The organism is Gemmiger formicilis, assembly GCF_016900095.1.
In the GTDB taxonomy this organism is placed as follows: Bacteria; Bacillota; Clostridia; order Oscillospirales; family Ruminococcaceae; genus Gemmiger; species Gemmiger formicilis_A.
Window position 1 is genome coordinate 1 of record NZ_JACJJP010000082.1, and the last position, 544, is coordinate 544.

Here is a 544-nt window from a genome sequence, read left to right on the forward strand (position 1 = left end):
CAAAATGGGATAACTGCTTTGGGAAAGAGAGCGGCTGCGGAAAGCATTTACCTGCTCGTTCAAGCCTTTTGTCATCTCACTGACCTGGCTGCGGGACAGGCTTTCAATTCCCAGGCTCTTGGCCAGTTTTTCCATCTTACGAGTGGATACGCCCTGTACAAAGGTCTCCTGCACCACTTGGATCAGTGCCGCTTCACTGCGTTTTCGCTCCGTAACAAAGAACGGTATGTAACCGCCCTGACGTACCTTCGGCACCATGAGATACATGGTGCCCATTCGGGTATCCAGTCTGCGAGGCCGGTAGCCACAGCGATACCCGCTGCGGCTTTCGGCGCGTTCGTTTTTCTCCGCTCCCAGCTGCCGGCTTACTTCGGCCTCCATGAGCTGGGCACACAACCATTCCAGCATACTCAGCATGGGATCCGGTTGTGCTACACATTGCAGTAGCAATTCGGTTAGATTTGTGGTATGATTCTTTTGAGCCATTAGGGTTTTCTCCTTTGTATCGTGATTGTCTGGACAACTTTCATTTTACAGGAGCCCT

1 protein-coding gene is annotated in these 544 nt (G+C 52.0%); it reads right to left on the bottom strand.

Translation table 11 applies throughout. From position 1 onward, the window contains the following. A partial coding sequence (locus H6B15_RS15285) for a transposase (RefSeq protein ID WP_204648854.1) occupies window positions 1-486 on the bottom strand: 486 nt, incomplete at its 3' end. Window positions 487-544 lie beyond the last annotated feature (58 nt).